Origin of the sequence: Rhizobium sp. BK212 (genome assembly GCF_014197475.1) — a bacterium.
GTDB classification, from domain to species: domain Bacteria; phylum Pseudomonadota; class Alphaproteobacteria; order Rhizobiales; family Rhizobiaceae; genus Rhizobium; species Rhizobium anhuiense.
In genome coordinates, this window is the sequence record NZ_JACIFS010000002.1 from 559248 (window position 1) to 572026 (window position 12779).

Annotated in this window: 10 protein-coding genes; 5 read left to right on the plus strand and 5 right to left on the minus strand. The window is 62.7% G+C overall.

Annotated features, from left to right (window positions below; translation table 11 throughout):
* Window positions 1-3: 3 nt before the first annotated feature.
* Complete coding sequence (locus FHT79_RS07790) at window positions 4-459, minus strand: GatB/YqeY domain-containing protein (protein WP_028758328.1); 456 nt, start codon at window positions 457-459, stop codon at window positions 4-6.
* A gap of 269 nt (window positions 460-728) precedes the next feature.
* On the opposite strand from FHT79_RS07790, the gene carA reads away from it, so the two are divergent.
* Window positions 729-1934, plus strand: coding sequence for a glutamine-hydrolyzing carbamoyl-phosphate synthase small subunit (carA, locus tag FHT79_RS07795; RefSeq protein ID WP_183903320.1), 1206 nt, complete (start codon window positions 729-731; stop codon window positions 1932-1934).
* 128 nt (window positions 1935-2062) lie between these two features.
* Window positions 2063-2383 (plus strand): antibiotic biosynthesis monooxygenase, encoded by a 321-nt coding sequence (locus FHT79_RS07800; RefSeq protein WP_183903198.1) that lies wholly within the window; start codon window positions 2063-2065, stop codon window positions 2381-2383.
* A gap of 17 nt (window positions 2384-2400) precedes the next feature.
* On the opposite strand, the gene FHT79_RS07805 is transcribed toward FHT79_RS07800, so the two are convergent.
* Together FHT79_RS07805 and FHT79_RS07810 are read right to left on the minus strand one after the other, a co-directional pair.
* A complete protein-coding gene (locus FHT79_RS07805) occupies window positions 2401-3804 on the minus strand; it encodes an MATE family efflux transporter (protein ID WP_047611097.1) in 1404 nt (467 codons plus the stop codon).
* Window positions 3805-3946: 142 nt separating this feature from the next.
* Window positions 3947-5191, minus strand: a complete 1245-nt coding sequence (locus FHT79_RS07810; RefSeq protein ID WP_063474554.1) for a TCR/Tet family MFS transporter — start codon at window positions 5189-5191, stop codon at window positions 3947-3949.
* A 411-nt stretch (window positions 5192-5602) separates the two neighbouring features.
* Here FHT79_RS07810 and FHT79_RS07815 point away from each other — a divergent pair, with 411 nt between their 5' ends.
* Window positions 5603-6598: an aldo/keto reductase gene (locus tag FHT79_RS07815; RefSeq protein ID WP_028758323.1), complete on the plus strand. Its 996-nt coding sequence runs from the start codon at window positions 5603-5605 to the stop codon at window positions 6596-6598.
* Window positions 6599-6656: 58 nt separating this feature from the next.
* On the opposite strand, the gene FHT79_RS07820 is transcribed toward FHT79_RS07815, so the two are convergent.
* Both FHT79_RS07820 and FHT79_RS07825 read right to left on the minus strand, forming a co-directional pair.
* On the minus strand, window positions 6657-7577 hold the full coding sequence (locus FHT79_RS07820; RefSeq protein WP_028759077.1) for a neutral zinc metallopeptidase: 921 nt from the start codon (window positions 7575-7577) through the stop codon (window positions 6657-6659).
* Window positions 7578-7655: 78 nt separating this feature from the next.
* On the minus strand, window positions 7656-8186 hold the full coding sequence (locus tag FHT79_RS07825) for a DUF2306 domain-containing protein (protein ID WP_028759078.1): 531 nt from the start codon (window positions 8184-8186) through the stop codon (window positions 7656-7658).
* A gap of 47 nt (window positions 8187-8233) precedes the next feature.
* Between FHT79_RS07825 and FHT79_RS07830 the strand changes: the two genes are divergently transcribed.
* Entirely contained in the window at window positions 8234-9010 is a 777-nt protein-coding gene (locus FHT79_RS07830; RefSeq protein WP_028759079.1) for a LytTR family DNA-binding domain-containing protein, read from the plus strand.
* A 273-nt stretch (window positions 9011-9283) separates the two neighbouring features.
* A complete protein-coding gene (gene carB, locus FHT79_RS07835; protein ID WP_047614239.1) occupies window positions 9284-12772 on the plus strand; it encodes a carbamoyl-phosphate synthase large subunit in 3489 nt (1162 codons plus the stop codon).
* The last annotated feature ends 7 nt before the right edge of the window (window positions 12773-12779 follow it).

A 12779-nucleotide genomic window follows, 5' to 3' on the forward strand; every position in this document is an offset into this window, starting at 1 on the left:
AACTTATCCGTTCAACAGTTCCTTGACGGTCGCCGAGGCCTTGGCGAAATCCATCTGGCCGGCATAACGCTCCTTCAGCGCTGCCATCACCTTGCCCATATCCTTGGCGCCTGCGGCACCCGTCTCGGCGATGATCGCCGAGACGTTGGCGCGCACTTCACTGTCGGAAAGCTGCTTCGGCATGAAATCCTGGATGACGGTGATTTCGGCGCGCTCCTTGGCGGCAAGCTCCGGCCGGGAATTCTCCTCGTAGATCTTTGCCGATTCGTCGCGCTGCTTCACCATCTTGGCGAGAATCTGCAGGATCTCGTCGTCGCTCGCCTGCTCCTTGCCGGTGCCGCGATTGGCGATATCGCGGTCCTTGACCGCGGCCTGAATCAGCCGGACGGTGGAAAGCCGCTCCGCATTCTTGGCCTTCATCGCCTCTTTCAGCTGGGTGGCGAGTTGATCGCGCAGCATGGTCTTCACTCCTGTTTTGATGCCGCTTCATAAACCACGCTGATGCGGCGGATCAAATAAATTGCGCGGTCGTTGCGACAAAGCGCAGGAAAACAGCGGCAATCTCGGCTACAAAGATTGACGCTAAGCGATTGCGTGGCTATTTACCGCCACCTGCACCAAAATTCGTGATCAGGCCTGAAGCGCGCGGCATTGCCGTGTCCACACGCCTGCGAGATCAAATGGCGACGAGCGCGGCAACGCGCCCACCTGCCGGAAACGGGATGAAGATGACCGCGACAGCACCCTGGACAATCGAAAAGCCGACCGCCCTGCTCGTTCTTGCCGACGGCACGGTCATCGAAGGCAAGGGCATCGGCGCCACCGGCAAAGTGCCGGCCGAAGTGGTCTTCAACACGGCGCTGACCGGCTATGAGGAGATCCTGACGGACCCCTCCTATCTCGGCCAGATCGTCACCTTCACCTTCCCGCATATCGGCAATATCGGCACCAACGAGGAAGACATCGAGGATCTGACGCCGGCCGCCCGGCACGGCGCCGTCGGCGTCATCTTCAAGGCCGACATCACCGACCCTTCGAACTACCGCGCCGCCAAGCACCTCGACCAATGGCTGAAGGCACGCGGCGTCATCGGCCTCTGCGGCATCGACACGCGCGCGCTGACAGCCTGGATCCGCGAGAACGGCGCCCCGAACGCGGTGATCGCCCACGATCCGAACGGCGTCTTCGACATCGAGACGCTGAAGGCCGAAGCCAAGGCCTGGAGCGGCCTCGAAGGTCTCGACCTTGCCAAGATCGCCTCGTCGGGCCAGTCCTCGCAGTGGACCGAAACGCCGTGGGTCTGGAACGAAGGTTACGGTGAACTCAAGGCTGCGGACGCCAAATTCCACGTCGTCTGCCTTGATTACGGCGTCAAGCGCAACATCCTGCGCCTGTTTGCCGGCCTCGACTGCAAGGTGACCGTCATGCCGGCCACAACGAGCGCCGAAGACGTCCTCGCCATGCAGCCGGACGGCATCTTCCTGTCGAACGGCCCGGGCGATCCGGCGGCAACCGGCGAATATGCCGTGCCTGTCATCAAGACGCTGATCAAGACCGACATCCCGGTTTTCGGCATCTGCCTCGGCCACCAGATGCTGGGTCTCGCACTCGGCGCAAAGACCGAGAAGATGCATCAGGGCCATCACGGCGCCAACCACCCCGTCAAGGACCATACGACGGGCAAGGTCGAGATCGTCTCGATGAACCATGGCTTCGCGGTCGACTCGAAGTCGCTGCCTGATGGCGTTGAAGAGACTCACATTTCGCTTTTCGACGGCACCAATTGCGGCCTGCGCGTGCTCGGCAAGCAGGTCTTTTCCGTCCAGCATCATCCGGAAGCCTCTCCCGGCCCGCAGGACAGCCACTATCTCTTCCGCCGCTTCATCAACATGGTGCGCGAAAAGAAGGGCGTACCGGCACTCGCCGAACGCTGATTTCAAGCCACAGCGATTTCCGATGAAGGCTCGCCCAGGCGGGCCTTTTTCTTTATCCGCCCCTTGACCTCAGCTTAAGTTGAGGAATTACAGATCTGCCTGCAAACATCTGATGCAGGAGAAAACTGATGAGCGGAGCTTTCTACAGGATAGACAAGTTCGTCGTGCCGGCAGCGGCGCGAGAGGAATTTCTCGTCAAAGTGATGATGACCCACAAGCTGTTGGAGGCGCAGGACGGTTTCATCGATCACAGGGTGCTGGAACAGTTCGCCGGCCCAGGCGAATTCAATTTCGTCACGATCGCCGAATGGGAAAATACCGAGGTCGTCGAGCGCGCGCGGGCGGCCGTTGCAGCGGCCCATAGGGCCGCCCATTTCGATCCGCAGGAAATGTTTGCACGTCTCGGCATTCGCGCCGATATCGCCAGTTACAAGCCCGTCGCGGCCTGACGGCAGAGGCGGACGGCTCAGGCGTGGGCCAGCTCCGCCTCGCGGCGAAGGAGAAGGTAGAAGCGCGCACAGAGCATGACGGCGGCGGCTGCCAGCCCGACGAGGAAGCCGAACCAGATGCCGATACCGCCGAAACCCAGCGGGAAGGCAAAAGCCCAGGCCAGGAAGAAGCCGATCGGCCAGTAAGCGATCAACGCCATGATCATCGGTACGCGCGCGTCCTTGAGACCGCGCAGCAATCCATTGGCGATCACCTGCAGCCCGTCGACGAGCTGGAAAAGCCCGGCAACGACGATCAGCGGCCCGGCATAGGCAAGCACCTCCGGCGCTTCGGGCGAGTTCACGTCGAGGAACCAGCTGCCGAGGAATTGCGGCATGGTGGCAAAGAGTACCGAGCCCACCGCCGAAATGGCGCAGGCGAGGATGAGCACCATGATCGAAGCCCGCACCAGCCCCTGATGGTCGCCCTGCCCGTGCGCGACGCCGACGCGCACCGTCGCCGCCTGGCTGAGGCCGAGCGGGATCATGAATGCGATCGACGCCCATTGCAGGGCAATGCCGTGAGCCGCAAGCTCGATGGTGCCGATATAACCCATCAGCAGCGAGGCCACCGTGAACAGGCTGACTTCGGCAAGGATGGTGACGCTGATCGGGAAACCAAGCCGGATGACCTCCAGCAGCGCATGCCAGTCGGGTTTCCAGAACCGCACGAAGATCTCGTAGCGCCGCGTCTCTTCCCGCCGCTGCACGAAAGCCAGGATGAAGAGGAAGCCTGCCGTCTGCACGACGACCGAAACGATCGCCGCGCCCTCGAGCCCCATTGCCGGAAAGCCGAAATGGCCGAGCACGAGCATATAGGCGAAGATCGCATTCATCACCAGCGTGGCGATGGTGACGTTGAGGATGATGCCCGCCTTGCCGATGGCGCTGACCAGCGCCCGCATGACGTTGAAGAGCAGCGCCGGCAGCACGCCGAACTGGCCGATCATGATGTAGCCGTGGGCGAGTTTGGCCACCTCGGGCTTCTGCTGTGCGAAGAGAAGGACCTGCTCCGAATTGAAGAAGGCCGGCTGCATGATTACCCAGTACCCGATCACCACCCACAGACCCATGCGCAGCGACCGGCGCACCGAGACAACGTCGCCGCGGCCGTAGGCCTGCGCCACCATCGGAATGACGGCGATGGCAAAGCCCGAGCCGAAGATCAGGATCGTGAACAGGAACTGCGCCGCAAGCACCATCGCCGCCAGATGCTCGGCGCCGAGCCGGCCGACGATCATCACGTCGGTGGTGTTGATGCCGAGCTGGGCAAGCTGCGCGCCGATCAGCGGAATGCCGAGCGCCAGCGTTGCACGGAAATGTGCGCCCCAACGATTATCGGTTGTCGGCGCAAGCCTGCGCGCGTCGATCGGCGTGTCCATGACACCAGTCCTGTGATTGAAATATGCGTCGCCGCAGCTTGCGGCGAAATAACATCCGGACTTAGAGCAAAGCCCCGCAAAGAACTACCCCAGATGAGGCAGATGATGAAAAATTCATCATCGCATCAGCGTTTCTGATCGATCAACCTGCCGCTTCCAGTGCCTCGGCCGGTTCACGGACCCGAACCCGCATGAGGAACACGCCGGCGGCCACCAGGATGAACAGGGCAGCGGTCAGATAGGGTGCCCCGGCGAAGGTGACCGGCGCCTCGGGCCGCGTGAAATAACCGAACATCTGCGTGAAGATCAGTGGCCCAAGGATGGTGGTGATGCTGCTGAGGCTGGTCAGCGCGCCTTGCAACTCGCCTTGCGCCGAGGGCGGCACCTTGCCGGCGGCGATGCTGCGCAGCGGCGGATCGGCGACGTTTTCCATGACGGTCGCAACGATGATGACATAGACGACCCAGCCCTCCCAGGCGAAGGCATAGCCGGTGAGCCCGACGGCCGAGAAGCAGAGGCCGAGAAGAGCGGTCTTCCACTCGCCGAGTACCGGCACGATCCGCGGCAGAACCAGCCCCATGACGATCACCGCGCCGATGCCATAAATGCCGAGCGACAGGCCGATCTGTCCCTCGCTCCAGCCGTAACGATAGGTCGAGACGAACGACCAGACCGAGGGATAGACGGCATGCGCCAGGAAAAACAGGAACATGACGAGGCTGACCCAGCCGATGCCGGGATAATGGCGCATCTGGCGCAACGCGCCGAGCGGATTGGCGCGTTTCCATTCGAACCGGCGGCGGTTCTTCGCCGCCAGCGTTTCCGGCAGCAGGAAGCAGGCGGCGATGAAATTGATGAGCGATAGCGCGGCCGCGCCGAGGAACGGCACACGCGGACCGAATTCGCCGAGGAAGCCGCCGACGACGGGGCCGATGGTGAAGCCGACGCCGAAGGCAATGCCGATCAACCCGAAATTCTTCGCCCGGTTCTCCTCGGTGCTGATATCGGCGATATAGGCCGAGCAGGTGGCGAAGCTGCCGCCGCTGATGCCGGCAAGCACGCGGCCGACGAACAGCATCCAGAAGCTGGTAGCGATGCCGCAGATGAAATTGTCGATCGCAAAGGTCAGCACCGAAAGCAAAAGGATCGGACGACGGCCGAAACGGTCAGACAGGTTTCCGAGCAGCGGCGCGAACAGGAATTGCATACCGGCATAGACGAGCATCAGCCAGCCGCCGTCGATTGCCGCATCGCTGACGCTGCCGCCGGTCAACTGCTCCAGATAGGCGGGCAGCACCGGCATGATGATGGCGATGCCGATAATGTCGAGGAAGAGGATGATGAAGACCAGGAAAAGGCCGCGGCGAACGAATTTGGGGTCCAGCATGAGGCATCTCTACAGCGGTTGGTTCTGAAAAGACGATCTCATCGCCGAGAAAGTGACATAGCTCAGAAAAGAAACCGAAACAATCCGTGAACATTTCAAAGTTTTTGATAATGCTAGGCGGGAAGTTCACGAGATGCCTCAACCGGAGGGCGCGCGCTGCCGTTCCAGCTTCAGGAGATCGAGAGCCGCCCAGCCGATCGCCGGGCGACACGTTCCCTTGCAATCGCTGCGACGGCTTCCAGATCACCAGAGAACACCGGTCCAAAGACTGGTCATTGTGCACTTCGCCGTACAGCCCGTCCTGTGCCGCCCGATTATCGCCCGCATGCGAAAGCGGTAGAACGGCATCGAGGACGCCCCCGGCGCGGATACCCGATTGCGCCGCGTGGCGCAAACTGATGGAGAAGACAAATGCAGACTTATCGTTTGGGAAAGACCGGACCCGATGTCTCGGCCATCGGTCTCGGCTGCATGGGCATGTCGGGCATGTACGGCCCCTCGGATCGCGCAGAAAGCATCGCGACGATCCATGCCGCGCTCGATGCCGGCATCAACCTGCTCGACACCGGCGATTTCTACGGCATGGGCCACAATGAAATGCTGATCGGCGAGGCATTGAAAGGCCGCAGGCGCGAGAGCGCCGTCATCAGCGTCAAGTTCGGCGGCCTGCGCGATCCCGTCGGCGGCTGGAACGGCATCGATGCCCGCCCGGTCGCGGTGAAGAACTTCCTCAGCTACACGCTGCAGCGCCTCGGTGTCGACTATATCGACATCTACCGCCCGGCCCGCCTCGATCCGAAGGTGCCGATCGAGGACACGGTCGGCGCCATCGCCGACATGGTCAAGGCAGGTTATGTCAGGCATATCGGCCTGTCGGAGGTCGGTGCCGATACGATCCGCCGCGCCGCCACTGTTGCCCCGATCGTCGACCTGCAGATCGAATATTCGCTGATCTCGCGCGGCATCGAGGAGAAGATCCTGCCGACGACACGCGAACTCGGCATCTCGATCACCGCCTACGGCGTGCTCTCGCGCGGCCTGATCAGCGGCCACTGGCAGAAGGGCCAGGGTGCGACGGCCGGCGATTTCCGTGCCTACAGCCCGCGCTTCCAGGAAGGCAATATCGAACAAAACCTCGCTCTGGTGGAGAAGCTGCGCGAGATCGCCGAGGCAAAGAGCGTCTCGGTCGCCCAGATCGCCATCGCCTGGGTCGCCGCCAAGGGCAAGGATATCGTCCCGATCGTCGGCGCCCGCCGCCGCGACCGGCTGAGCGAGGCGCTCGGCTCACGCGCGGTCGACCTGTCACCAGACGATTTCGCCGCCATCGAACGCGCCGTGCCGAAGGATGCGGCTGCAGGTGGGCGTTATCCCGAACATATGCTGCAGCATATGGACAGCGAGAAGTAAGCAAAAGGATTGAAAGGGCTGCGTGGGCGCGTGCTACGCGCCTCTACCTCTCACCCTCTCAGATCGGCCCGGAAAACGTATCGCAGGCCGACAGCTGGCCGCTGTCGAAACCGCGCTTGAACCATTTGACGCGCTGCGCCGAGGTACCGTGGTTGAAGCTTTCCGGGACGACGTAGCCCTGCGACCGTTTCTGCAGCGTGTCGTCGCCGATCTGCTGGGCAGCGTTCAGCGCTTCCTCCAGGTCGCCGGACTCCAAGAGGCCCTTCTGCTGGGTATATTTGCCCCAGATGCCGGCAAAGCAATCGGCCTGCAACTCGACGCGCACCGACATCTTGTTGGCTTCCTCCTCGCTCATGCGCTGGCGGGCCTGATTGAATTTCGGCAGGATGCCGAGCAGGTTCTGCACATGATGGCCCACCTCGTGGGCAACGACATAGGCCTCGGCAAAATCGCCCGACGCGCCGAACCGGTCGGAAAGCTCCTGGAAGAATTCGGTGTCGAGATAGACCTTGTGATCGCCAGGGCAGTAGAATGGCCCGGTAGCCGATGATGCGGAGCCGCAGGCCGATGCAGTCGAACCCGAGAACAGCACGAGGCGCGGCTCCTCGTAATTCTGGCCCTGCGCCTGGAAGATGCCCTGCCAGGTATCCTCGGTCTCGGCAAGAACGGTGCGCATGAAAGCGGTCATCTCGTCATTGGCAGGCGTGCGCGTTCCGCCCGACTGGCTCTGCTCGTAGCCGGGGCCGGTCGTCACGCCGCCGGTGTCGAGCACCTGCAACAGGTCGATGCCCATCATCTTGAAGATGAAATAGATGACGACGAGGAAGATGATCGTGCCGATACTGAGGCCGCCGCCGGCGCGGCGAACGCCACCGCCGGACGGAAAATTGAAGCCGCCCCCGCGGCCGAAACCTCCGCCGCCCGGATCACCGCGGCGATCCTCGACATTGTCGGACTGACGCCGGCCTCTCCATTCCATCTTCGCTCTCCCCGGCAATGCCCCGTGCTTGCACTCAAGGAATCTATATATCCGTCAGCGGCCGGAATTCCAGCGGCTTCATCGAGCCATCAGGCGCCCGCGCCGGCGACGCAGCGCGATTGCAGCCAGGATCGAGCCGATCACCGCCGCGGCAAGGGCCGCCGACCATTGCCCGCCGGTGAAGACGACCGCATGCATGATCCGGCCGGGCAGGAAGGTAAACAGGCCGGCAAGAACGATGCCGCCGAAATAAAGACCGGCGACGATGCGCCTGTGCAGACGGATATCGCCGCGACGAGCCGCCGCGATCGCATTCCAGCTGCCGAACAATGTTGCGATGGACAGAAGATGGATCGGGCTGAACCCGTAGATAAGATCGAGCTCATGAATGAAGAAGCTCGATATCGCCGTCACGACCATCAGCGCCATCCAGATCCTGCCGAACAGCCGATGGCGCGGCGTGCCCTTGGGGCGCAGCAGGATATAGGCGCCGAGAGCGGCTGCCGGCGTAACGGCGGCGACATGGATCTGGACGGCAAGCGGGGCGTCGAGGAGCGGTTCGAGGGTCATGGGCGGCGTCCGGTTGAATTCGATCCGTCTTTCCGCCAAGACTGCATCTGCCTCAATATGAACCGCGCGAACGGCAGGAAAACTTCGTGATTCACCCCTTCTTGCAATCCACGCTTCGCGAATTGCAGGTCTTTCTCCATTCCCGGCGCTTCTGGGGAACCTTTGCCGCGATCGTCCTGCTCTTTGCCGTCACCGGCCCCTACGGCACGATGGAAAGCATGGCCTTCGGCGAACGCCTCGCCTACTGGCTGACCCTGCATGCCCTTGCCTGGGCGATCGCCATTCTCTGCGCAGTCATCGCCGAAAGACTGTTGCGGGAGGTGGTCGCTTCGATGTTTGCCCGCATGATGGCGGGTTCGCTCATAGCCGCCCTGCCGATCGGTTTTGCCATCGGCCTCGTCGACTACGCCTTCACCGGTGAAGCGACGACGCTGGAAAGCGGCCTCTACCGCGCGCTCTTCGCCATCCCTCTCTGCGCTCTTTTCTGCCTTCTGACTTACATGGCTATGAGCCAGAAAATCGCCGAAGCGGCAGTTCCTGAGGAAACCAGCCCCCGCCTCTCGATCCTCGATCGGCTGAAGCCTGAGAATCGTGGCCCTCTGCTGCGCCTTTCCGTCCAGGATCACTATACCGAGGTGGTGACCAGCCGCGGGCGCGAACTGCTGCTCCTGCGTTTCGCCGACGCGCTGAAGGAAACCGCCGCGACGCCTGGTCTTCGTGTCCATCGCTCGCATTGGGTGGCCGACGCCCATGTCGAAAGCCTGAAACGCGACAATGGCAGGCTGCTGATCCTCACCCGTGACGGCACGCAAATCCCGGTCAGCCGCAGTTATGCCGAGGACGTGCGCCGCCGCTTCACCTAAAGAAGACGCACGGCGCCGCAGGCCCTTGGCGGGACTCCCGCTTTCGCTCGTCCCGAAGCAAGGCTAGGGATTCCGGCTGCTCGTCGGGCCGGACGCTAAATAGCCGTTCGCGCCGTGTTGGATTCCTGTCGATTCCGCGATTTATGGGGTTCCGTTTGCAAATACATTTGCCTATAAGCCGCTTCTAGCCTGAAAAGACCCTCAATGCGCGACCCGACCCGGTGATCTCCCACCCTGGCCGGCTTTTTGCGCAGCTAGAAATGGATATCGCCCATGCCGAAGCGCCAAGACATCAAATCGATCCTCATCATCGGCGCGGGACCGATCGTCATTGGCCAGGCTTGCGAGTTCGACTATTCCGGCACCCAGGCCTGCAAGGCGCTGAAGGAGGAAGGCTACCGCGTCATCCTCGTCAACTCCAACCCGGCGACGATCATGACCGATCCGGGCCTTGCCGACGCCACCTATGTCGAACCGATCACCCCCGAGGTCGTCGCCAAGATCATTGCCAAGGAGCGCCCCGATGCGCTGCTGCCGACCATGGGTGGCCAGACGGCGCTGAACACCGCGCTTTCGCTGAAGCGCATGGGCGTGCTCGATCGCTACAATGTCGAGATGATCGGCGCCAAGCCCGCCGCCATCGACATGGCCGAAGACCGCGCGCTGTTTCGCGAGGCGATGGCCCGTATCGGGCTGGAAACGCCGCGCTCGATGCTGGCCAACGCCACCGACATCAAGGACCTCGACCGCAAGACGCACGAGGCCGAGCGCAACAAGCTGCGCGAAAGCCTGTCCGGATCCGAGCTCGACAAGGCGCTGGACGAACTGGAAAACCAGTGGAACCTCGGCGAAAGCGACCGCAAGCAGCGCTACATGAGCCATGCCATGGCGATCGCCGCCCAGGCCATCGATCATGTCGGCCTGCCCGCCATCATCCGCCCCTCCTTCACGCTCGGCGGCACCGGCGGCGGCATCGCCTACAATCGCTCGGAATTCTTCGAGATCGTCGGCGGCGGCCTCGACGCCTCGCCGACCACCGAAGTGCTGGTCGAGGAATCGGTGCTTGGCTGGAAGGAATATGAAATGGAGGTCGTCCGCGACAAGGCGGACAACTGCATCATCATCTGCTCGATCGAAAACATCGATCCGATGGGCGTCCATACCGGCGATTCGATCACCGTCGCGCCGGCGCTGACGCTGACCGACAAGGAATACCAGATCATGCGCAACGCCTCGATTGCGGTGCTGCGCGAGATCGGCGTCGAAACCGGCGGCTCGAACGTCCAGTTCGCCGTCAATCCGAAGGACGGCCGTCTCGTCGTCATCGAAATGAACCCGCGCGTCTCGCGCTCGTCGGCGCTCGCCTCAAAGGCCACCGGCTTCCCGATCGCCAAGATCGCCGCCAAGCTCGCGATCGGTTATACGCTTGACGAACTGGAAAACGACATCACCGGCGGCGCAACGCCTGCTTCCTTCGAACCGTCGATCGACTACGTCGTCACCAAGATCCCGCGTTTCGCCTTCGAGAAATTCCCCGGCGCTTCGCCGGTGCTGACGACGGCGATGAAGTCGGTCGGCGAAGTCATGGCGATCGGCCGCACCTTCGCCGAATCACTGCAGAAGGCGCTGCGCGGCCTCGAAACCGGCCTGACCGGCCTCGACGAAATCGAAATTCCTGATTTCGAGGAAGGTGAATCCAGCCAGAACGCCATCCGCGCCGCCATCGGCACGCCGACGCCGGACCGTCTGCGCATGGTCGCCCAGGCGCTGCGCCAGGGCCTCAGCATCGAAGAGGTGCATGAAGGCTGCAAGATCGACCCGTGGTTCCTCGCTGAGCTCAAGAACATCGTCGACATGGAAGCCCGCATCCGCGAGCACGGCCTGCCGGAGGATGCCACCAACCTGCGCATGCTGAAGGCCATGGGCTTCTCCGACGCCCGCCTGGCGACGCTGACCGGCAAACGCCCGAAGGAAGTCGCCGAACTGCGCAACGGCCTGAACGTCCGGCCGGTCTTCAAGCGCATCGATACTTGTGCCGCCGAATTCGCTTCGCCGACCGCCTATATGTATTCAACCTACGAGACGCCCTTCGCCGGCGCCGCCCGCTCCGAGGCCGAAGTCTCCGACCGCAAGAAGGTCGTCATTCTCGGCGGTGGCCCGAACCGTATCGGCCAGGGCATCGAGTTCGACTATTGCTGCTGCCATGCCGCCTTCGCGCTGAAGGATGCCGGTTATGAAGCGATCATGATCAACTGCAATCCCGAAACCGTCTCGACCGATTACGACACGTCGGACCGCCTCTATTTCGAGCCGCTGACCGCCGAGGACGTGATCGAGATCCTGCGCGCCGAGCAGGAAAAGGGCGAAGTCGTCGGCGTCATCGTCCAGTTCGGCGGCCAGACGCCGCTGAAGCTTGCCGAGGCGCTGGAAAAGAACGGCATTCCGATCCTCGGCACCGCGCCTGACATGATCGACCTTGCCGAAGACCGCGACCGCTTCCAGAAGCTCCTGATGAAGCTCGATCTCAACCAGCCGAACAACGGCATCGCCTATTCGGTCGAGCAGGCCCGCCTGGTCGCGGCCGAAATCGGCTTCCCGCTGGTCGTGCGCCCGTCCTACGTGCTCGGCGGCCGCGCCATGCAGATCCTGCATTCTGAGGGCCAGTTGCAGAGCTACTTGCTCGACACGGTTCCGGAACTGGTGCCTGAAGATATCAAGCAGCGCTATCCCAACGACAAGACCGGCCAGATCAACACCCTGCTCGGCAAGAACCCGCTGCTCTTCGACAGCTATCTCTCTCATGCGATCGAAGTCGACGTCGACTGCCTCTCCGACGGCACCGACGTCTATGTCGCCGGTATTATGGAGCATATCGAGGAAGCCGGCATCCATTCCGGCGACAGCGCCTGCTCGCTGCCGCCGCGCTCGCTGCCCGTCGAACTGATCGACGAGCTGGAGCGCCAAGCCAAGGCGATGGCCAAGGCGCTCAATGTCGGCGGCCTGATGAACGTCCAGTTCGCCATCAAGGACGGCATCGTCTACGTTCTCGAGGTCAATCCGCGCGCCTCGCGTACCGTGCCCTTCGTCGCCAAGACCATCGGCGCGCCGATCGCCAAGATCGCCGCCCGCGTCATGGCCGGCGAGAAACTCGACGCGACCTTCGCCGCCTACGGCGAAAAGCCCGATCCGCGCAAGCTGAAGCACATCGCCGTCAAGGAAGCCGTCTTCCCCTTCGCTCGTTTCCCCGGCGTCGACACCCTGCTCGGCCCGGAAATGCGCTCGACCGGCGAAGTCATCGGCCTCGACACCGATTTCGCCCTTGCCTTCGCCAAGTCGCAGCTCGGCGCCGGCGTAGAGCTGCCGCGTGACGGGACGGTCTTCGTCTCAGTGCGCGACGAGGACAAGCCGCGCGTGCTGCCGGCGATCCGCATCCTTGTCGAGCAGGGCTTCAAGGTGCTGGCGACCGGCGGCACCGCCCGCTTCCTCGGCGAAAACGGCATCACCGCCACCAAGATCAACAAGGTGCTGGAAGGCCGTCCGCACATCGAGGACGCAATCCGCAACCGGCAGGTCCAGCTTGTCATCAACACCACCGACGGCAACAAGGCGATCTCGGACTCCAAGTCGCTGCGCCGTGCAACGCTGATGCAGAAGGTGCCCTATTATACGACGATGGCAGGTGCCGAGGCCGCCGCCCAGGCGATCAAGGCGCTGAAGGCCGGCAATCTCGAAGTGCGGCCGCTGCAGAGCTACTTCGCCTGAGATAGGG